This is a genomic window from Paraburkholderia hiiakae (assembly GCF_904848665.1).
GTDB classification, from domain to species: domain Bacteria; phylum Pseudomonadota; class Gammaproteobacteria; order Burkholderiales; family Burkholderiaceae; genus Paraburkholderia; species Paraburkholderia hiiakae.
In genome coordinates, this window is sequence record NZ_CAJHCQ010000063.1 from 1 (window position 1) to 547 (window position 547).

Here is a 547-nt window from a genome sequence, read left to right on the forward strand (position 1 = left end):
GCCGGCCTGCACGGCTTCAAATGCCGCATCGGCAGCCAGCATGCCCGTCTTGATCGCCGCGTGGCTGCCCTTGATGCGCGAGGCGTTCAGGAAGCCCGCATCGTCGCCCACCAGCGCGCCGCCCGGGAACACCAGCTTCGGCAGCGACATCAGGCCGCCTGCGGTGATCGCGCGCGCGCCGTACGACACGCGTTTGCCGCCTTCGAGGTACTTGCGGATCTCCGGGTGCGTCTTGTAGCGCTGGAATTCCTCGAACGGCGAGAGATACGGGTTCTGGTACGCGAGACCCACGACAAAACCCACCATCACCTGGTTGTTGTCGATGTGGTACAGGAACGAGCCGCCATACGTGTCCGATTCGAGCGGCCAGCCCGCCGTATGGATCACGAGGCCCGGCTGGTGCTTCACCGGATCGATCTCCCAGAGCTCCTTGATACCGATGCCGTAGACCTGCGGGTCCGAATCCTTGCCCAGCTTGAACTTCTCGTTCAGTTGACGGCCCAGGTGCCCGCGGCAGCCTTCGCAGAACAGCGTGTACTTTGCGTGC

The 547-nt window shown here is 64.2% G+C and carries 1 protein-coding gene; it reads right to left on the reverse strand.

What is annotated here, in order from left to right; translation table 11 throughout:
• Positions 1-547: NAD(P)/FAD-dependent oxidoreductase (locus JMY28_RS38835; RefSeq protein ID WP_201701153.1), on the reverse strand; the 547-nt coding region annotated here is incomplete at both ends.